This window comes from Helcococcus sp. SA-HE-C1 (assembly GCF_985670335.1).
In genome coordinates this window covers 247,932-269,468 of record NZ_OZ484652.1, presented here as the reverse complement: position 1 = coordinate 269,468, position 21,537 = coordinate 247,932, and the positions used below count along the sequence as shown (strand labels likewise).

Here is a 21,537-nt window from a genome sequence, read left to right as displayed (position 1 = left end):
TATCCCCCTTATATTTGTTATATAAATTTACTATAGAATTTTGAAAAATTAATTTTTTGAGATATTTTGTAATTCAATAAATTGTTTATATCTCGGATGATTTTTATATAAATTCTCATGATTATCATTTCCTGTTATTTTTCCATTTTCAAAAAATATAACTCTATCTGCATATTTTACAGTAGATAATCTATGTGTAATAGATATTATTGTTTTATCTTTTAAGCGTAAAATATTTTCAAAAACAGATGATTCTAAACTTGAATCTAGATTAGATGTAGATTCATCCATTAATATAAATTCAGAATCAAACATTAACGCATTTATAATAAGCAATCTTTGTCTTTCTCCTGAAGAAAGATTTTTACCACCAACTCCAATATCTGTATCATTTTCTATATCTATTATCTCAGAAAGACTAAACTCATCTATATAGTACTGCAATTCATTTTTATCAACCCCATTTTTCCCTAGATTAATAAATTCCCAGAATTTATCATATACAATTCCATTATCTTGAGGTATCATCCTTATTTTATTTCTTATTTGCTTTATATTTATCAAGTTTATTTCTTTGCCATTAAATTCTATAGTACCATTTGTTGGTTTATATAGACCTAAAAGTAATTTATATACAGTTGATTTTCCTGAACCAGAGTCACCTACAATAGCAATTTTTTCGCCTTTATAAAAGCTTAAATCTATACCATTTAAAACTTTTTTATCATCTAAATACGAAAATGTTACACCCTTAAAATCAATTCTCTCGATTTCTTTTAAGTCAATCTTATTATCACTATTTTCTAAACTTTCAGCACTTATATTTAAATACTCATCAAATTCTTTTATATTTGACTTATACTTAGCTAAGCTAGAAAAGAATCCACTTATTCCTGTTACTGGTGGCAATAATTGAAACACATATATTAAATATGCAATCAATGCCCCTATCGTGATTTGTCCACTTGCAACTTTTTCTCCACCAAAAATAAATATAACGGATAGTATCGCAATCAATAATACAGTTAGAAATGGTTGCGCAAATGCTTCAACTCTATTATTTTCTGTAGAATATTTTTTGATTTTTTTGTTGTGATTTTCTAAATTATTTTCAACTTCTTTTTCAGCATTAATAATCTTTACATAAGGTATATTACTAAATATATTTATTAACTTTTCTATATAGCTTGAATACTCTTTTTGAAAATTATTAGAGTATTTAGCCGAAAGCATAGATACTGGAACTATGACTATTGCTACAATTGGCAATAAACAAATAAGTACAATGGATAAGCTTACATTTAATATAAATAAATTATATATAGATATAATTAAGATAAATAATGCACTGATTAATTTGGGTATGCTAGTTGCAAAAAATTCATTTATCACCATAATATTATTATTTAGATGACTGGGCAATTTATTTAATTTTATTTTATCTATCTCTAACATTTTCCCCTTTAATATTTTATTTATAACATTTTTTCTAATTTCAAATACTTTTTTTTCTGCTGTATCAATAAAAAAGAAATTACCTAAAGTGACAAATATAGTTTGAGATAGAAACATTAATACTAAAAGAATTCTATTGTCTATTTTTAATATATTAGGATTACTATCTATGACTTTCCCTGCAATCAATGGGGTAAAACCTGCTAAAATAGAAGCGACTATAATAAATAAAGTCCCCAAAATAAAATTTTTTTTCATATTTCCTCCCCATAAAGTTTTTTTATTGCTAAATAACTTAGTAAGTTAATTTTATAAAATTTTTCAATATCTAGTTCACTATTTTGTATTAGAGGATTTATATATCCAACCTTACTGTCATTTCTTTTTTGGTTCATTATAAATTGTATATGTTGTTTGATTATAGGATCATCTTTATAATAAACTAAATCCAATGTAATTTCTACCACTTTGATCTACTTTTTTATATTTTTTTATAACATTCATTTCGACCTCCAATAATTGTTTTACATATAATATTTATTTTTATATATACGGTATATTATACAAAAAAATATATCATATCTGGTATAATAAATCAAGTATTTTAAAATATATACTGAATTATAATATTTAACGAATTTCATCTATAATCTATGTATCGCCTATTTCGTACTCTACAAATATTTCATATTTTAAAACGTTAATAATTATATATTTTTTTATTTATAACATACTTTATCTGTATAGTCTATATTAGAAATTTAATTTTTCATTTGCTTAATTTCGATAATATAATATAGGGTATATTGTATAAATGATTTATGAAAGAGTATCATATGAATGGAGAATTTAAAAATATCCTTAGATTTATTAATTAATAAATTTGATGTTTTCAGATTTAAATTAGAATCTAAAAAAATTTGATCAAAATATTACTTTTAATTTGCCTTAAACAATGAAAACCTCTCGATTAGTTTTTAATTATACTAATTAAGAGGTTTTTTATATAAATTTTATTTAATATATCTTGCCGCACCCTTATAATTTTTTACATACCATGATCTATTGATATTTACAGTTTCAACATCACTTCCCTCATCTCTGGCATGTATCATTTCATTATTTCCAATATAAATACCTACATGAGTAACTTTTGAACCTGATCCAAAGAACAATAAATTTCCTGCTTCAATTGAATCCCTAGATACATATTTACCTGAGTTAAACTGAGCTCGTGAAGTTCTCGGAATTGAAATGCCTGCGTACTCTCTAAAAACATAACTTGTAAGACCTGAACAGTCAAATCCAGTATGTGGAGTATATCCACCCCATTTATATTTAATACCTAATAAACTTTTTAATCCTGATACAATTGAATTAACTTTATTTGTATTGGAGCTAGTTTTGCCTATAAATGTACTACTTCGCTCTAAATTAGAAGCTAGTTGATTTACAGTAAAAGTTTCACTTATATCTTCATTTACTTCTGTCACATATGAATGCCATACTTTTTTTATCCCATTATCATTAAATACGTAATAATTACCTTCTCTATATCCGTAAAATGTTGTACCTGATGTAAAATAACCAACTAAATTTAAATTATTATCTCTTACATTTACGCTACTAATAACTTTTAATGCAACTACGTTATTTTTCGAAGTATAAGACTCGTGTAATTTTAAAATTTTACCATTTTCTTCAAAAATTACCCACCCGTCAACTAAATCACCTTTTATAGTTTCTCCAGCATATTTAACTCCAACGATTTCATTTGTATAGTTATCTCTAACATTTACAGCTTCTTGAACAATATAGTTTTGTTTTGTTTTTGTTTCTTTAGCGAAAGATACATGTAGTTTTAGATTTTTATTTCCTTCAGTAAAATGTATCCAATCACCTATAACTGTACCACTTACAATTTCATATTTGTTTTTATATGTTACAACTTCATTGGTAATTCTATCTCTAACATTCACAGGCTCAACTACAACAAATGTTTGATATTTTTTTGTGTCATCAGTAAAGTTATCTGATGGATTTATCCATGCACCCGCTTGTCCTCTTACTTTAGATATATTTAAGTATCCTTTGTATTCTTTATATACATAATATTCACCTTTTGAATATCTTCCTACATTATTTGCTCTATTTCTAATTGCATCGACACTTAAATATGTTGGTACTTCATTATTTAATTTTATTTTATCTGTCGCACTTGCGTTAGAGATAAATAATGAACAAGCTAATAAAGATGTTCCGAATATAGATGCACCAATTTTCTTCAACGAGGTTTTCATTCTTTCCTTTACTCCTAATACATTTTTTGATTTTATAATATAAATGTATTATAACTTATTTGTAACTTTTTTGCAACTATTTGTAACTTTTTTGTGTATTTTGAATATCGTTGGAATTTAGCCATTATTAAACGGATTATCTTACTTAAAATAATAAAAAAATAATTGTTTTTAATTTTTTTGTAACTATTTAATAATCTTTATTAATTTTCTACTTTTCATTTGATAATTCTTTTTCAGTTAAAACGTGCTTAAATTTTATATCGTGAATTTCAATTGGAATATCCTCATAAATCATTTGCTCTCTACATAAAATAAAAGTATTATCAATATATTTTTCTTTGTAAAATCTATCATAATAACCTCCACCATATCCAAGGCGATATCCATTTTTATTAGCTGATATACATGGTATCACTGAAAAATCTATTTCTTCTAAATTTATTTTTAATGAATTTCTTGGAGGTTCTAATATTCCAAACTTTCCTACTACAAGTTCATCTATACTTTTTATTTGCCTAGCTTCAATGATATTTTCATTTAAACATAAGGGTATAAAAAGATTTTTATTATCTAATAATACTTTTTTTAAAAATTTAAGTGTTGAAACTTCTCCCGTCATACTTACATAACAAAATATATTTTTTGAATTTCTATATTTTTCTAACGCAATTAATTTTTCATATATCAATTCATCTGATATCCTAATATATTCTTTAGATAAACTTTTTCTTTTCAGTAATAATTTTTTTCTCAATTCACTTTTTAATTTCTTCATAAATTCCCGCCTGTCTACTAAATTTATTTTTTTAATACATTTTCTATCATTTTACAGATATTCTAAATCGCTTATTTATACCTAAAAGAGGCTAGAAACAAACTTGTTTCTAGCCTCCTAGTAATTTACCAATATAATTTAATAAATTTTATTATTTTTCAATTAATGATTTATAATGTTCTACCTCTTGTTCTGTACAGTATACAAAATGTTCAGGTTCTATTTCTCTTAATTTATGATCCGGCGTTGGTGTGCTTACTTGTGATTCATCGTAAGTTATAATTTCCTTAGCTTTCTCAATTGTTGGATTTGGAATAGGTACTGATGCTAATAATGAACGAGTATATGGATGAAGTGGATTTGCAAATAACACTTCTGTCGGAGCAACTTCCACTATTCTACCTTTTGTAATAACAGCAATTCTATCAGAGAAATATCTCACCACAGATAAATCATGTGCTATAAATAAATATGTTAAACTATTTTCTCGCTTAAATTTATTTAATAAGTTTAATACTTGAGCACGAATAGATACGTCCAAAGCAGAAGTCGGTTCATCAGCAACAATCAATTTAGGTTTCATAATTATTGATCTAGCAATACCAATTCTTTGTCTTTGCCCACCTGAAAACTCATGAGGGTATCTTGACTTATGTTCTGGCAATAATCCTACTGAATCTAACGCCTCATTAACTTTATTTTCTCTATCAGTCTTATCTTTATAAAGTTTGAAATTATCAAGTCCTTCAGCTACAACATAATCAACTGTTGCTCTTTCATTTAATGAGGCTGCTGGATCTTGGAAAATCATTTGAATATCTCTTTTTAATTTTTTAGATTCTGATGACGATAAATTATCATTAATTTTTTTACCTTCGAATAAAATATCTCCATCAGATGTTTTATTTAATCTAACTATTGCTCTAGCAATAGTTGTTTTACCAGAGCCTGATTCACCTACAAGCGAAAATGTTTCACCCTTATAAATCTTAAAATCAACATTTTTAACAGCCACAAATTTCTTTTTACCATTTGTAAAAGTTACTTCAAGATTATTTACATCAACGAGCACTTCTTTTTTATTATCCACTGTAAGCACCTCCTTTTGATGTAGCTTCTAACATTTTTTCATGCAAATTATTTAATGCAGTAGGTTTTTCTACCTTAGGTGCATTCTCATGCAGCAACCATGTTTTAGCATAATGTGTATCAGTTACCTTAAACATCGGTGGCTCCTGTTGAAAATCAATTTTCATAGCGTAATTACTTCTTAAGGCAAATGCATCTCCTTTTATTTCTGAAAATAAACTTGGCGGCGTTCCCTTAATCGCAAAAAGCTCTTTATTTTTTTCTTCTAATTGTGGTAGTGAAGATAGTAATCCCCATGTATATGGATGTCTAGGGTCATAAAACACTTCTTCGGCTGTTCCATATTCTACTATTTGTCCAGCATACATAACCGCAACAATGTCAGCAACTTTTGCTACAACACCCAAATCGTGAGTTATATAAATTGTTGTAAATCCATATTCTTCTGATAAATCTCTTATTAATTGAATAATCTGAGCTTGAATTGTAACATCAAGAGCAGTCGTTGGCTCATCACATATTAAAATTCTTGGTCTACATGCCAACGCAATAGCGATTACAATTCTTTGTCTCATACCACCAGAATACATAAATGGATATTCATCAAATCTTTTTTCAGCCTCTGGAATACCTACCTTGTGCATCAATTCAATAGCGATTTTTTTAGCTTCACTTTTTGATTTATTTTGATGTTTCATAATTACTTCTGATATTTGATATCCGATAGTTCTTACTGGATTTAGAGATGTCATTGGATCCTGAAATACCGTAGCAATTTTTTTACCACGTATATTCAACCAATCTTTATCTCCTTCGTATTTAGTTAAATCTTTACCTTCAAACCAAACTTCTCCATTACTAATTCTACCATTATCATCAAGCATACCTGTAAATGTTTTTGTAAATACTGATTTACCTGATCCTGATTCTCCTACTAAGGCAACTACTTTACCTTCTGGAAAATCTAATGAAATTCTTCTAATAGCTGTTAACTCTCTGTCACGAACCAAAAATTTAACTTCGAGATCTTTTACAGAAAGTATATTTTTGTTGTTTTCCATAAAGTCTCCTTTCTAAACTTCGTGGTTTCTTGGGTCACTAGCATCAGCCAATGTTTGCCCTGTTATATAAAGCGAAACTGCAATAAGTGCAATAATTGTTACTGGTATTATAAATAAGTAGTAATCAGATTGCATATACTGTGCATGTTCTTGTATTGTTCTACCTAAAGATGCTTCAGCTTGTGATAAACCAACACCGATAAATCCTAAGAATACTTCTGTTGAAACATACGCAGGTAATCTTGAAGCTGCTGATGTAACAATAACTGAAACCAATTGTGGTAATATATTATTTTTAATAATTTTTAGTGTACTTGAACCTAATACTCTTGACGCCATGTTATATTCTCTATCACGAATAATAAGCACTTGAACTCTCATAAAATATGCAAATCCAATCCATGATGTACATGATAAAGCGAATATTAATTGCGGAATCCCTGGTCCCAAAGTATATGAAAGTATCATAACTATCAATATATAAGGAACATTAGAAACAACATTATAAATATCAAGTAGTAAAAAGTCTAATTTTTTATTGAATCCCCAAAGCATACCAACAAACATACCTATTGTCATAACAATAATTGTTGTAGTAAATGAAATTGTTAGTGATGTACGAGCTCCCGCCCATACCATATCAAACAAGTCACGACCTACTGAATCTGTACCAAATAGGTGTTGTGCATTTGGCCATATAAAGTGTGTTTCTGGTTTATTAATATTGGGTTGTGATAAGTGATTATATTTTGAAAATAGTGGTTGTATAAACGACATCGCCAATACAAGTGTCAATATAATCAACATAAATACTGCAACTTTTGATGAGAAAAATTTCTTCCACACCAATCCCCAATATGAGTACTTAGGAGTTTCTATTTGTTCTGATTCTTTTTCATCAACTTCTACGAACTCAAATAGCTCTGGAGATAAAACTATATCTTTTAATTTTTCGTCTGACATTATATATCTCCTTTCTTTGCGTTAAGTGATATTCTAGGGTCGATTATTGTTAGCAATATATCTCCTAAGAATAATGAAAAAATTGATAAAGCGGTGAAAATAAATGTCAATGTAATAACCATATTGTTATTAGCAGATGCAATAGCATCAGGTAACATCTTACCCATACCCGGGATAGCAAATACTGTTTCCGTTATAATCGCTCCCCCAATAGCTAATACTATAGATGCCGGAATACCATTTACTATTGGTATAATTGCATTTCTAAATATATGTCTTTTTGAAATTTCTGATTTAGACAAACCTTTAGCTCTAGCAAATTTAACATAATCTGAGGATGATTGATCTATCATATATCTTCTTATCCATGTCATCAATCCAGGCATACCTAAGATTGTTAATATAAATATTGGTAAAATGTATGACTTTATATTTCCTGCCCCTAAATGTGGATACTTATCTGGCAATCCTAAAAATAGTCCAGCAAAGTTAATCATATAAATCAAAGCTAGTGAAGGAATAGCTATAAATAAATTGATATATACGATACCTAATTTATCAACAAACTTACCTTTATTTTTAGCCATTGCAATACCAAATGGTACAGCTAATGAATATGATAAAATAATCGCTATTATATTAAATAGATAGGAATTACCAATCATTGATCTTTCTGTATAGTTTAATTCAGCAGTAACGTAATTATCTGTAAATTTTTTCTTTTCAAGAAAACCTGGTTTTTTCGAATATTTTAATGTGTGGAAATCTTCCGCACCTTTTGCTACAAATCCTGATGGATATGTAATTTCTCTCGAATCTACTTGTCCTTGCCCTGTTGTTATTACATCAAGAGTTGGAGTTCCTGCTCTCATTGGATATGAGTTACCAAAGTTTAATCTAAACGCATTTGTATGGATAAATGGGAAGCTTCCATTAAAATATAATTGATATTTATATTCACAACCTGTACACATAAGTGCAGGAATCCCATTGTGGTCTTTTCCAAAATAGTATCCTCTAACTTTATCAAGGCCCTTATTATCTTCATCTTGTATTTTATTTGGATGATCAAAAACAAATAAGTTCGCAAAATAATTTCCAATTAATTCAAGAGCACTGAACCTTCTAATACCAACTATTTCTCCATTTAATTTACCAGGTTGTGAGTATTCTTCAATTCTGTATCCTTTATTCTTAAAAACTTCTAAAACTTTCTTTTGTTCTTCTGAATCTTTTTTAAGACAAGATTCTGAGTTATTTGATGCTACCGAACACATTTCACCTAGACTAACAAAATCTAAGTATCCTAACTGTTCAAGTTGTGCATATTTATATGCTGTTCTCTCATTTCTTGTTAACTTTGCAAATGTTGGATCCTTCTTGAAAATTTCTGATTCTGGTATCATTGTATATACCATTACAGTTACAATACCAACTACAACAAAGATAGCAATAATGGATTTTATAATTCTAAGTAAGATATATTTTTTCATCATTACCTTCCCTTCTTTTTATTACATTTTAAAGTAATATATTGTGACCATTATATAATAATTTTAGCTTTTTTTCAAATTTTTATGGTATTAGAAACATTAAAAAAATTGGTATTTCATCGAAATAAATAGAGGTTGAACAAATATTCAACCTCTAAAAATTATTTCAATAATTATATATTATTGTTTCTTTGAAGATTTTGCTGCTTCTTCAACTTTCTTTTCCCACTCAGCTTTTGCCGCTTCATATTCTGAAGTTTTAACTGCCTTATCTAATAATCTTGTATTTTTATATTTGCTTCCAGACATACCAACTGAAGTATATGCTTTTTCAAATGGTTTATATTTTGAAACAAGTTCAACTCTTGTTTGCATTGATGTTGGGATAAACAATGCTTTTTCTAATAATAATGAATCTGCTTTTGCAAATGCCTTAAATCTAGCGTCATGATCGTCTACGATATCATTAGCTTTTTTATATAATTCATTATATTCTTCAAATCCAAGTTGTTTTTTCAATTCAGCATCAGCAGGTGTTCCATCTTCTTTTACACTTCCCAATCCTATTGACTTCATATAAGTACCATTATTTGTGAATGTTCCAACAAATGATGATGGGTCATTATAATCTGGACCCCATCCTGTAAATGTTGAAATATCATAATCTGATCCAGCTGGATCTTGATTATTTAAAGTTATTTGATAAACATCTTTTTGTGGTATAGCTACTCTTTCAACAATAATTTGTCCATCTGTATTATCTTTTACTGATTGAATCAATGATGATGCACGCTTCATTAATCTATCATCTGTTTCTATTACTGGAAGATCTAAGTGTACTGGGAACTCAACACCCTCAGCCTTTGCTGCTTCGATATATTTTAACGCTTCTTCTTTACTTAAAAATGCATCTTGTCCGTCAGACAAGTTTCTTTTTTCACCAGTTTTCTTATTATATTCTTCAGTTACTAAATCAAAATAACCTTTACCATCTGTAGTATTTCCTACTGTTGGGAAGTTGTTTATATTTCTTAATGTTGCTTTAGCTAATTTTTCAGGCACTGTGGAAGCTATAGCCGCTCCTTTATCAGCTGCTGCTCTTAAGGCTTTTCTAAAGTTTTCATTTAATAACGCTTTTTTAGTTCTTGCTTTTAGAGTTTCATCTGAAGCATATTTTGTGTAATCATATTTTTGTCTATTAAAGTTCATTACAATTCCGAATGTTGTACCATTTGGTAATTCCTCTTTAGTATATTCTTTATACTCTTCAGCAATTTTATCATAGTCAGACCATGATGATCTTAATGCGAATGATGAGTATGTTCCATTTTCGTAACCTGATTTGATTGAATATGGATTTTTACCATCATCATAAATTTCTGTTACTTTTGTTAATTGAACGTTATCTTTATCCCAAAAATGTTCATTTTTAGCTATAACTAATTGTGATTTTTCATCAAAGGATTCTAAAACAAAAGCCCCGTTATATAAGATTGAGTTTGGAGTTGTGTTACCAAATGTACAACTTTCTGGATTTGGTTTTCCCAATGCACACCCCTCACCTTTTGATTCTAAAAATTCTTTATTTACAGGCATCAATGTTACATATGTTGCAATATCACCAAAATATGGTGCCGGAGTTTTTAGTGTATATCTAACAGTATAGTCATCTACAGCTTCTACACCAACTTTTTTCCATTCTTCATCCGAAAAACTTGAAGACATATATTTATCAAAACCTTTTACTAAATCACTAACAATCCAACTTGTTTGTGATTTAAATTCTGCAACGTGTCTTAAACCTGTTACAAAGTCTTGTGCCTTAACTTCACCAACAACGTTTTGTTGATAATCTACCCAGTTAACGCCTTTTCTTAATTTAAATGTCCAAACTTTACTATTATCAGATGATTCCCATGATTCCGCTAGAGATCCAACTAATTGTCCTACATTGTTATAGTCAAGTAGTGTTTCAACGAAGTTAACATTCCATCCGTTGTCAGCTTGTTTACCAGAAACTAGATAATCCATTGTAGTAATAGAATTTGCTCCAGCTACTTTTAATTCTTTAGGCTCTAATTTAGTACCTTCAGTTTTTGTTTCAGTACTTTCAGATTTTGATTCTCCTGTACTTTCTTTCTTCTTTCCCCCACCTTGTGGTCCACCACAAGCCACTAAAAACACCATTACGAAAGCTAGTAATAGTGATAATAATTTCTTCGTTCTGTTCATAATACCCTCCTATTTTTTTATAGTTATCTCTAAGGATTTCTATATTGTTTATAATTATAGGTAAATTATTTTATAATGTCAAGTGTTTTTTGAAAATAATATAGATTTTATTTTATAATTTACAATTTTTTTTGACTAACATATGTTAAGTCGCACAAAAAAACAAATATCAACATCATCGCATCGCCTTAATTATCACTTTTCTATTTAACTACTTTTTTTTATATGTAAATATAATTCGATGTATGAATGAATTTTTATACATATATGTGCTAAATAGTAATATCTATTCACCTTATTGGTGGTTTATATCAACAAAAAAATAAAAGTGATAGGTGTCACATATGAGCCTATCACTTAAATTTATAATATATTCAATACTTCTTCTATATTCATTTTTTTATTCTCTTTTTCTAGTCTAGTTGAATATTCTACAATTCTTTCACTAGCATCTCTACCGATAGTTATTCTATGAGGAATACCAATTAAATCTCTATCCTTAAATTTAAAACCTGGTCTTTCCTTTCTATTATCTAATAAAACTTCTATCTCTCTTTCTTTTAAGGTATTATATATTTCTTCAGCTAGTGCGTCTTGATCTTCATCTCCAACCTTTACAACCGTGATTATAACTTTATATGGAGCTATTGATTCTGGCCAAATAATTCCATCTTGATCGAAATTTTGTTCTATTATAGCTGCCATAGTTCTGGTAATACCAATACCATACGAACCCATTTGAAAATATTTTTCCTTACCATTTTCATCTAAGAAAGTAGCTCCCATAGTTTCAGAATACTTTGTACCTAGTTGGAATATGTTTCCAATTTCCGTCCCCTTAGTAAATAAAAGTTTTTCACCATTCGGACCAAGATCGCCTTCTTCAACAAGGATTAGATCCTTAGCTACTTCACCATTAAAATCTCTTCCATAGTTAACATTTTTATAATGCTTATCATTTTGATTTGCCCCAACAATAAAATTAGACATCTCTATAATTCTTGAATCTACGATTATTCTTACATCTTCTTTTAAATCAATACGCCCAGTAAATCCAGCATCTGCTCCAGTCATTTTTTTTATATCTTCATCATTCATTTTTTCAATTTCAGTTTCTGATATTTGAATAAACGATAATAATTTATTTATATTTAGTTCTCTATGTCCAGGAATTAATACAATAAATTTTTCACCTTTAATAGACTTTAACGCTATCGCTTTTACAAATTTTGATTTTTCAAAACCCGTAAAATCAGATAATTCTTGTATCGTCTTCACATTTGGTGTATCAAATATTTCTAAATCTAAAACTTCTTCTTTTTTATTTTTAGGTAAAAACACCTCGCACTTTTCATCAGTAGATGCAAAATCACTTTCTTCAGTATAAACTAATGTTGCTTCTCCAGAATCAGATAAAGCCAAAAATTCATGGGACACTCCTGTTCCCATTATTCCTGCATCACCTTCTGCAACTCTATAATCTAATCCCATTTTATCAAAAATATACTCATATGCTTCCCACATTTTATTGTATGATTTTTCTAAACCAATTATATCCTTGTCAAATGAATAGGCATCTTTCATTGAAAACTCTCTAGCTCTTATAATCCCAAATCTAGGTCTTTTCTCATCTCTATATTTCGTTTGAATTTGATATAAGTTTAGTGGTAATTGCTTATATGATTTTAATTCATCTCTTATTAAAGAAGTAAAATATTCCTCAGCTGTTGGTCCTAAACAGAAGTTTCTACCATGTCTATCTTTTACCCTGAACATTTCCTCTCCAAATTTTGACCATCTTCCAGATTCTTCCCAAATTTCTTGTGGCTGAACAGCAGACATTAATATTTCCTGAGAGTCAAATTTTTCCATTCCTTCTCTAACTATTTTTTCAATATTTTTAATTACTTTATATCCTAGAGGCAAATATGAGTAAATACCTGATGTTGATTTTCTAATCATGCCAGCTCTCATTAAAAGTTTATGACTAATCACATCAGCATCAGATGGGTCTTCTTTTAACGTTGGCATATAAAATTTATCCATTTTCATTATTTTACTCCTTTCATACTTAATCCAATCTTATTTCTTTTTTTATCTATAGAAATAATTTTAACTTTAATAATATCTGAAACTTTTAAGACTTCGCTTGGATGCTTAATAAATTTGTCACTTATTTCTGATATATGAACAAGTCCATCACTTTTAACTCCAATATCTATAAAAGCCCCAAAATCAACTACATTTCTTACAGTTCCCTTTAATACCATACCATCTTCTAAATCATCTATAGATAAAACATCTGATTTTAGTATTGGAGCCGGCATATCTTCTCTAGGATCTCTACCCGGTTTTTTAAGTTCTTTTATAATATCGTTTAATGTAGGCACACCCACATCAAGTTTTTTAGCAACTTTTTCTACATCTATAGTATCTAAATCTGCTCCCATCAATTCTTTTGCTATTTTATATGATTCTGGATGAACACCCGTATTATCTAGAGGATCATCACTTTCAGGTATCCTTAAAAATCCTGCCGCTTGTATAAATGTCTTAGGACCAAGACCTTTGACTTTTTTAAGTTCACTTCTATTCTTAAACATACCATTTTCAATTCTATAATCAATTATATTTTTTGATACGCTAGAATTTATCCCTGATACATACGATAAAAGTGATGGAGAAGCTGTATTTAAGTTTACCCCAACACTATTTACACAATCTTCAACAACATTTCCTAAAGTTTCAGTTAATTGTTTTTGATTTACATCATGCTGATATTGTCCAACACCAATATGTTTTGGCTCTATTTTAACTAATTCGGCTAGTGGGTCTTGAACTCTTCTAGCAATTGAAACAGCACCTCTTACAGTAACATCTTTATCTGGAAACTCTTCTATACCAACTTTTGACGCAGAATAAATAGATGCTCCAGACTCACTCACTATAGTATAAAATACATTTTTCTCAAACTCATTTTCAGATATCATTTCAGAAACTACGGCTTCAGTTTCTCTTGAAGCTGTACCATTACCAATCGTTATAAGTCCTACACCATATTCTTTCACAAGTTTAGCCATAGTTTTTTTAGAACCTAAAATGTCTTCTTTAGGCTTTGCAGGATAAATTATAGTGTCATACAGTAAATCTCCATTTTCAGACACGACAACAAGTTTACAACCCGTTCTATACCCTGGATTAAGTCCCATAACAATTGTTTTTTTTATAGGAGCTTGCATTAAATACGGTTTCAAGTTTGTTGCAAAAACATTAATAGCTTGAGTTTCTGCAATTTCTGTTAATTCACTTCTTATTTCATTTTCAACTGAAGGAAATAACAATCTTTTGTATCCATCTTCTGCCGCTTCAAAAATATACTTATACGCCTCACTTCTCCTATCTTTTTGGATACTTATTGCAATAAGAAATATATTATCTTCATCAGATAAAGATACCGAAACTTTAAGATATCCTAATTTTTCCCCTCTATTAATAGCAAGTATCCTATGAGACGGTATTTCTGAAAGTTTCTCGTTAAAATCAAAATAAATTTCAAAAGTCTTTGATTCTTCCTCTTTACTTTCTTCTATTTTTGTCTTTTCAACTACTAATACCCCATCTCTTTTAGCATCTTTTCTAAGTATATTTCTAAATACCGCTGTGTCAGAGATTAATTCTGCTATAATATCTTTCGCACCATTTAATGCATCTTCAACAGTCTCCACTTCTTCAGTAATAAACTCTTTTGCTTTTTCTAAAATCGACCCATGCTCTTCTTTCCATGTTAAAATAAAATTTGATAGAGGTTCTAATCCTTTTTCCTTAGCTTTTGTCGCCCTAGTCTGTTTTTTCTGTTTATATGGACGATATATATCCTCTACATCTTTAAGTGTTTCAGCATCTCGTATAGCTTTCATAAGTTGATCCGTCATTTTATCTTGATTTTCTATTGAAGAAATAATTTCTTCTTTTCTTTTCTCTAAATTTCTTTGATAAGATAATAACGACTCTAATTCTCTCAAAACTTCATCTGTCAAATTTCCGGTAACTTCTTTTCTATATCTTGCAATGAATGGAATTGTATTTCCTTCATCAATTAATTCAATAGTTTTTTTTACTTGACTTTCTTTTATATTTAATTCTATAGCAATTTTATTAGTTATACTCATCTATTTTCTACTTCTTTCATATTTAAATACGCATTAATAAATCCATCAATATCACCACCCATAACTTTGTCTACATTTCCAGATTCATAGTTTGTTCTATGATCTTTGACCATAGTATATGGTTGAAATACATATGACCTAATCTGAGATCCCCAAGAAATTTGTGAATACTTTCCTTGAATATCTTCTATTTTCTCTTTATGTTCTTCTTCCCTAATTTGTATCAATTTTGCCATCAACATAGTCATAGCAGTTTCTCTATTTTTTATCTGAGATCTCTCACTTTGACAACTTACTGTAACTCCGGTTGGTATATGTGTTATCCTGACCGCAGAATCTGTTGTATTTACGTGCTGTCCACCTGCACCACTGGCTCTAAATGTGTCAATCCTTAAGTCCTTTTCTTCAAACTCTATTTCTATATCTTTGTCTAATTCTGGATAAACATCTATACTAGCAAATGAGGTATGTCTTCTAGAATTAGAATCAAATGGTGAGATTCTAACCAGTCTATGCACTCCTTTTTCTGCTTTAATATATCCATAAGCATTTTTACCTTTTACAAGCATTGTACAGGACTTAATACCTCCACCCTCTTCATTATTAAAATCTAGTATTTCATATTTAAAATTTTTACTATCCATCCATCTAGTGTACATTCTAAATAACATCTCAGCCCAATCAGTAGCTTCTAAACCTCCTGATCCTGCATGTATCGATATAATAGCATTATTTTTGTCGTACTCTCCAGAAAGTAAAGTCTCTATCTTTAATTTAGAAACTCCATCTTTAGTTTTTAGTAAATCTGAGGTTAACTCCTCTTGCATATCTAAAAACTCTTCTAGCGACATGATTTCGAGAAGTTCGTAAATGGAATTTACACTATAACTTAGATTTTCAAAAGTCTCTATGGTATCTTTTAAAGAATTAATTTCAATCATAATTTCTTGTGCCTTGTCACTATCATCCCAAAAATCACTTTCAAAGCTTTTTTCCTGTAAATTTTTTAATTCTATTTTTTTATTAGCAATGTCAAAGAGAGTCTCCAAGATTTTCAAGCGTCTTTAATAACTCATCAATTTCATTGTTCATTTCAAATTGTTCGATAATAATCACCTCTTAATTTTAGTCATATTCTTAAATATTATATCATAGATGGCTATTTTAATTAAAGTAAAATAAAAAGATACTATAAACTGATTTTATCAATTTATAGTATCTACAATTTCTATCTTATTATCTTATATTATTAATCTGTTTTCATTGTCATATCTCTTATCGCACCAAAAAGTATAGCTAAAGAAACACTTAAACTTGAAAATATTGAATAATATATTATATCTATTTTTATATAATAATATAGTACTAAAAAAATTATTAAACTTGTAATACCTAATATTAAATTTCAATATTATTTTATTTTTAATGCATTTAACAATATATATATAGAAAAACCTAAATATAAAAATATTGAATAATATATTTCATCTATTTTTAAATAATATAGTAATAAAGAAAATATTAAACTAGTAATACCTATTATTAAACTATATTTTTTTATCTTTTTTCTTGTATTTATATCTAGGTTTTTTATATTTTTTTTGTGTATATACGTAAATATAAGAAAAGTCAATAAATGTATATAAAAGTAATCAATATTAAACCTTGCTGCTACATAAATAACAATAGTCGAAAGAAATGTTATTAAAATAATACTATATTTTTTCATAATCATTTTATCCTTTTACGTTCAATAAAGACCTTAGGGTATTCTCCAGATAGATTTTCGTATATTTTTAGTTCTATATATCTAATTTCCCCTTTAATCATCATAGCTAAAGATTCAGATAACCATTCAACTTCTTTTTCCGTCCTATAATTATATAATTTTGACAAAAAAATTGAAAAAAATGTAAAACTTTTTCCAGTAAGATAATCGGCTAAAGCTGTTGTTGCATATGTTAAAGGGTTGTTAAGTACTTCATTTATTATTTTTCGCCCTTCTTTAGTTGATTCTAATCTCTGTTTAACTTGTTTACTATACATCTTATCAACTGAAATTAATTTTCTACTTGGTTTCTCTGGTTTTTCTGGTAACACATAATAAGGGGTAATATTATTATCTATCCTTACTATTATTATATTACCCACTTTTAACTTTTATAAACATTTTCTTCGACCTTGTTGTTGAAATTTCAAGCATATAGCTATTTAAATTTATGATTAATCTAATAAAAACTTATAGATATAGGTTTAAATTTTAATATATTTTATAAAAAAATACAAACATGGGAAGAATTAATTAGAACATAAAGGAATGTCTGAGACTCGAATATTCGAGTTCATCAAACTTTATTTAAGTAACTAAAACCACGTTTGTATTTAAATTTCTATTCGTTATTATATCTTACTTTCCATGACAATTCTTGTATTTCTTACCTGAACCACATGGACAAAGATCATTTCTTCCTACTTTTCTATCTACAGTTCTCTGTCTATGTTCTTCTTCTGGAGCACCTTCTAAAGATTCTTTTTCAGCTTTTGCTACTTTTTCTCTTTCAACTTTAGATTGAGATTCCACTCTAAATAGGTATCTTACAGTATCTTCTTGAATAGAATTATTTAATTGTGTAAACATTTCAAAACCTTCATTTGCATATGCTCTTACTGGATTTTCATTACCAATAGCTCTTGCACCTATATTTTGTTTTAACTGATCCATAGCATCAATATGATCTACCCATTTAGAATCTACCATTCTTAAAAGAATAATTCTTTCAAGTTCTCGCATGTGTTCAGAACCAATTTCTTCTTCTTTTTCCTCATAGATTAAGGTTGCGATATTAATTAAATCTACTTTTAATTTTTCTGCAGATGTAATTTCTATGTCTTCCCATGATTCTACAGGTATACAGATACTTGCTAAATGTGTCTTTAACCCCTGAATTTCCCATTTATCCTTAGAAATAGATGAGTTACAGAATGAATCTACAGAATCTCTAATTACCTGTTCAATCATTTGAATGATATTAGATTTCATATCATCATTGTCCAAAACAGAGTTTCTTTCACCATATATAACTTCTCTCTGCTTGTTCATAACATTATCATATTCTAAAACTCTTTTTCTGGTTGCAAAATTATTCCCTTCAACTCTAGCCTGTGCTTTTTGAATAGCTGAAGATAAAATACCTGCTTCAATAGGTTCATCTTCGGGGAATGAAGTAAACTTTTTAAGTGCTTGTCCACCAAATAATCTCATTAATTCATCTTCAAGAGATACAAAGAATCTTGATTCCCCAGGATCTCCCTGACGTCCTGAACGACCTCTTAATTGATTATCTATACGTCTTGATTCATGCCTTTCTGTACCAATAATCAAGAGTCCTCCTGCTTCAAGCACTTTTTTTGCGTTTTTATCTGTTTCTTTTTTAAATTGAGATTTCAATTCTGCAAATAACTTTCTAGCTTCAAGTATTTCCTCGTCCTCTGTTTCTCCGAATCCATCAGCTTCATCAATTAGATATTCTTCATATCCTCTTTTTCTCATTTCTTTTTTAGCCATAAATTCGGGATTACCACCAAGTACAATATCAGTACCCCTACCGGCCATATTTGTAGCTATCGTAATCTTTCCAAATTCACCTGCTTGAGCTACTATTTCAGCTTCTCTAGCATGTTGTTTTGCGTTAAGTACTTCGTGAGGAATCCTTTCTTTCTTTAATAGTTTTGAAAGAAACTCTGATTTTTCAATATTTACAGTACCTACCAATATCGGTCTACCTGTTTGATGAGCCTGTTTTATTTCTTGGACTACAGCTTTAAATTTAGAAAGTTCCGTTGGATAAACTCGATCATTTTCATCATTTCTTATAACTGGTTTATTTGTGGGAGCTTCAACACAATCGATTCCATAAATTTCATAAAATTCATCTTTTTCTGTCATAGCTGTACCGGTCATACCTGAGAGTTTTTTATACATTCTAAAGAAATTTTGAAATGTAATTGTAGCTAATGTTTTTTGCTCAGATTTAATAGAAACCCCTTCTTTAGCTTCCAAAGCTTGGTGTAGTCCATCTGAATATCTTCTACCTTCCATTATACGTCCGGTAAATTCATCAACTATAAGAATTTCTCCTTCCTTAACTACATAATCTATATCATTATGCATCGTATTTCTTGCTTTTAATGCTTGATTAATGTGATGTGCTACTTCCATATTTTCAGGAATCGGATAAATTTTCTACCACAAAATATGCTTCAGCTTTTTCTGTACCTATTTCAGTAAGTGTTGCTGATTTTCTCTTTTCATCAACAACAAAATCTACTGTTTCTTCAACGACACCATCAAGTAACATATCTAATTTATTTTTTTCTGTTTCGTCAGGATCTAAAATTCTACCTTCTAATGTGGCTACAAAGTTATCAGCCTTAAAGTATAAGTCTGTGGATTCTTCACCATTACCAGAAATAATTAGTGGAGTTCTCGCTTCATCGATTAATATTGAATCAACCTCATCAACAATTGCAAAATTTAATCCCCTTTGAACAGTATCTTCTTTATAGATTTCCATGTTATCTCTTAAGTAATCAAAACCTAATTGATTATTTGTTGCATATGTTATATCAGCATTATAAGCTTCTTGTCTTTCACTTTGTGTTAATCCATAAAGTACACACCCTACTGTTAGTCCTAAAAATTTATAGACTTTACTCATCCAATCTTTATCACGCTCTGCAAGGTAGTCGTTAACAGTAACAACATGTACACCTTTACCCTCTAGAGCATTTAAGTATGCTGGTAATGTAGCAACCAAAGTCTTACCCTCACCAGTTTTCATTTCAGATATTCTGCCTTTGTGCAGTATTATCCCCCTACTAATTGAACTGGATAATGCTTCATTCCTAAAACTCTCCAAGACGCTTCTCTAACTGTAGCAAAAGCTTCAACTAAAATATCATCTAGTGTCTCTCCATTTTCTAATCTAGTTTTAAATTCTTGAGTTTTATTTTTTAATTCTTTATCAGTCATTTGTGAATATTCATCTTCTAATGATAAAATATCATCAACTATAGGCTGAATTTTATCTATTTCTTTATCACTAAAAGATTTAAACATATTCTTAATAAATCCAAACGCCATATTTCCCATCCTTCTTGCTTATTTTCATAGTTGTACTATTATAATATACCATATTGTTTGTTAGTAATAAAGTTATTTACTAATTTATTACATAAATAAAAATAAAGGAGAAAATCTCCTTTATTTTTATTTAATATTTTATTCTTCTGTTATTATAGCATAGTTTCCGTCTTTTCTCTTATAAACAACAGAAACAGCTTCAATTTCAGCGTCTCTAAATACAAAGAAATTATGTCCTAAAAGTTCCATTTGCATTATAGCATCTTCTATAAACATTGGTTTCAAACCAATACTTTTAACCTTTACAACTTTTGGTTCATTATCTGATTTAAGTGTCGTATCATCTATAGGAATTTCTTCATATCTTATTGACTCACTAGATTTTCTTGTCTGTAACTTAGTCTTGTATTTCCTTATCTGTCTATCTAGGGAATCTACAACTCTATCTACTGAAATCAGCATTTCATCTGAGGTTTCTTCTGCTCTTAAGATAGTACCCTTTCTTAGCCATATAGTTACTTCTGCTGTATTGAAATTACCATGTACTGAAAATGAAGCTTTTGCTTCCACATCGTTTTCAAAATATTTATCTAATTTCTCTAGCTTTTTAGCAACTTCTGCCTTGAAGTTATCTCGAACATTTATATTTTTACCTATATATTGAATTTTCACAGGTACCTCCTTTAATATTTATTGCTTATATATTTTATATACCCAATAGAATTAAATTTTAACTTTTATAGAAATATAAAATAAATTCATATAAAATTTATTTTATAACATCATAGTTATCAACATTATCCACAACAAATTTATTTATAGGTGGATAATTATATTTGAACATATTTTTCTTT

The 21,537-nt window shown here is 28.8% G+C and carries 14 protein-coding genes and 1 pseudogene; all 15 read right to left on the bottom strand.

The features are described from left to right. Positions 1-48: 48 nt before the first annotated feature. The 15 genes and pseudogenes from AC4KN9_RS01405 to hpf all read right to left on the bottom strand — a co-directional run bounded on the left by AC4KN9_RS01405 (position 49) and on the right by hpf (position 21,355). Complete coding sequence (locus tag AC4KN9_RS01405) at positions 49-1,713, bottom strand: ABC transporter ATP-binding protein (protein WP_491016898.1); 1,665 nt, start codon at positions 1,711-1,713, stop codon at positions 49-51. Beyond that, entirely contained in the window at positions 1,710-1,922 is a 213-nt protein-coding gene (locus tag AC4KN9_RS01400; RefSeq protein ID WP_491016897.1) for a hypothetical protein, read from the bottom strand. The genes AC4KN9_RS01405 and AC4KN9_RS01400 overlap by 4 nt, the downstream gene beginning before the upstream one ends. A gap of 546 nt (positions 1,923-2,468) precedes the next feature. Further along, positions 2,469-3,755 (bottom strand): C40 family peptidase, encoded by a 1,287-nt coding sequence (locus tag AC4KN9_RS01395; protein ID WP_491016896.1) that lies wholly within the window; start codon positions 3,753-3,755, stop codon positions 2,469-2,471. Between the two features lie 211 nt (positions 3,756-3,966). Then, positions 3,967-4,533, bottom strand: coding sequence for a 5-formyltetrahydrofolate cyclo-ligase (locus tag AC4KN9_RS01390; RefSeq protein ID WP_491016895.1), 567 nt, complete (start codon positions 4,531-4,533; stop codon positions 3,967-3,969). 151 nt (positions 4,534-4,684) lie between these two features. Further along, a complete protein-coding gene (locus tag AC4KN9_RS01385; protein ID WP_491016894.1) occupies positions 4,685-5,623 on the bottom strand; it encodes an ATP-binding cassette domain-containing protein in 939 nt (312 codons plus the stop codon). After that, a complete protein-coding gene (locus AC4KN9_RS01380) occupies positions 5,616-6,683 on the bottom strand; it encodes an ABC transporter ATP-binding protein (protein ID WP_491016893.1) in 1,068 nt (355 codons plus the stop codon). Before AC4KN9_RS01380 ends, AC4KN9_RS01385 begins: the two co-directional genes overlap by 8 nt. 12 nt (positions 6,684-6,695) lie before the next feature. Next, complete coding sequence (oppC, locus tag AC4KN9_RS01375; RefSeq protein ID WP_491016892.1) at positions 6,696-7,646, bottom strand: oligopeptide ABC transporter permease OppC; 951 nt, start codon at positions 7,644-7,646, stop codon at positions 6,696-6,698. Then, complete coding sequence (locus AC4KN9_RS01370; protein WP_491016891.1) at positions 7,646-9,139, bottom strand: ABC transporter permease; 1,494 nt, start codon at positions 9,137-9,139, stop codon at positions 7,646-7,648. Before AC4KN9_RS01370 ends, oppC begins: the two co-directional genes overlap by 1 nt. A 180-nt stretch (positions 9,140-9,319) precedes the next feature. Next, positions 9,320-11,371, bottom strand: coding sequence for an ABC transporter substrate-binding protein (locus AC4KN9_RS01365; protein ID WP_491016890.1), 2,052 nt, complete (start codon positions 11,369-11,371; stop codon positions 9,320-9,322). 363 nt (positions 11,372-11,734) lie between these two features. Further along, complete coding sequence (locus tag AC4KN9_RS01360; RefSeq protein ID WP_491016889.1) at positions 11,735-13,423, bottom strand: proline--tRNA ligase; 1,689 nt, start codon at positions 13,421-13,423, stop codon at positions 11,735-11,737. Continuing rightward, on the bottom strand, positions 13,423-15,540 hold the full coding sequence (locus AC4KN9_RS01355) for a Tex family protein (protein ID WP_491016888.1): 2,118 nt from the start codon (positions 15,538-15,540) through the stop codon (positions 13,423-13,425). Before AC4KN9_RS01355 ends, AC4KN9_RS01360 begins: the two co-directional genes overlap by 1 nt. Continuing rightward, positions 15,537-16,632, bottom strand: a protein-coding gene (prfB, locus tag AC4KN9_RS01350; protein WP_491016887.1) for a peptide chain release factor 2 whose coding sequence is annotated in 2 segments (ribosomal slippage) — positions 15,537-16,574 and positions 16,576-16,632 — 1,095 coding nt in all. Because the reading frame shifts where the segments join, the coding sequence is not laid out codon by codon here. The genes AC4KN9_RS01355 and prfB overlap by 4 nt, the downstream gene beginning before the upstream one ends. A 639-nt stretch (positions 16,633-17,271) precedes the next feature. Further along, positions 17,272-17,691, bottom strand: a complete 420-nt coding sequence (locus AC4KN9_RS01345; protein ID WP_491016886.1) for a hypothetical protein — start codon at positions 17,689-17,691, stop codon at positions 17,272-17,274. 256 nt (positions 17,692-17,947) lie between these two features. After that, a pseudogene (gene secA, locus AC4KN9_RS01340) lies at positions 17,948-20,683 on the bottom strand (preprotein translocase subunit SecA). Positions 20,684-20,821: 138 nt separating this feature from the next. Then, positions 20,822-21,355, bottom strand: a complete 534-nt coding sequence (gene hpf / locus AC4KN9_RS01335; protein ID WP_491016885.1) for a ribosome hibernation-promoting factor, HPF/YfiA family — start codon at positions 21,353-21,355, stop codon at positions 20,822-20,824. Between the last annotated feature and the right edge of the window lie 182 nt (positions 21,356-21,537).

Coding starts and splice junctions, on each gene's coding strand:
- AC4KN9_RS01405 (WP_491016898.1), bottom strand. CDS start 1,713: ATGAAAAAAAATTTTATTTTGGGGACTTTATTTATTATAGTCGCTTCT.
- AC4KN9_RS01395 (WP_491016896.1), bottom strand. CDS start 3,755: ATGAAAACCTCGTTGAAGAAAATTGGTGCATCTATATTCGGAACATCT.
- AC4KN9_RS01390 (WP_491016895.1), bottom strand. CDS start 4,533: ATGAAGAAATTAAAAAGTGAATTGAGAAAAAAATTATTACTGAAAAGA.
- AC4KN9_RS01380 (WP_491016893.1), bottom strand. CDS start 6,683: ATGGAAAACAACAAAAATATACTTTCTGTAAAAGATCTCGAAGTTAAA.
- oppC (WP_491016892.1), bottom strand. CDS start 7,646: ATGTCAGACGAAAAATTAAAAGATATAGTTTTATCTCCAGAGCTATTT.
- AC4KN9_RS01370 (WP_491016891.1), bottom strand. CDS start 9,139: ATGAAAAAATATATCTTACTTAGAATTATAAAATCCATTATTGCTATC.
- AC4KN9_RS01365 (WP_491016890.1), bottom strand. CDS start 11,371: ATGAACAGAACGAAGAAATTATTATCACTATTACTAGCTTTCGTAATG.
- AC4KN9_RS01360 (WP_491016889.1), bottom strand. CDS start 13,423: ATGAAAATGGATAAATTTTATATGCCAACGTTAAAAGAAGACCCATCT.
- AC4KN9_RS01355 (WP_491016888.1), bottom strand. CDS start 15,540: ATGAGTATAACTAATAAAATTGCTATAGAATTAAATATAAAAGAAAGT.